At 39.4% G+C, this 246-nt stretch carries 1 protein-coding gene; it reads right to left on the bottom strand.

Features of this window, described 5'->3' with window-relative positions:
* Nucleotides 1–210: stage II sporulation protein R (locus MFF40_RS29175; protein WP_498043403.1), on the bottom strand; the 210-nt coding region annotated here is incomplete at its 3' end.
* Between the last annotated feature and the right edge of the window lie 36 nt (nucleotides 211–246).

The following is a 246-nucleotide window of genomic DNA, read 5'->3' as shown; positions in this document are numbered from 1 at the left end:
AACGGATATCGACTGATTCGCTCCTTCTTTCTCCATTGTTTCCTTTGCAATTGCTTTGATTTCAGGCAGCTTTGAACGAATCACGCGACGCGCTTCTTCAATAGAAGTAATATCCTTTACCCAAGTTGTGATTTCTTTATTCACCGCGTCTCTTATATGACGTTTTAATTGCTGATCTTGATCACTATCTCTGTTTGCCAATATTTTCAAACGAATCGACCTAATACGTTATGACACCAGATCAGC

It is taken from the genome of Methylobacterium mesophilicum (genome assembly GCF_022179445.1).
GTDB classification, from domain to species: domain Bacteria; phylum Pseudomonadota; class Alphaproteobacteria; order Rhizobiales; family Beijerinckiaceae; genus Methylobacterium; species Methylobacterium mesophilicum.
This window is presented reverse-complemented; position numbering and strand designations above follow the sequence as displayed.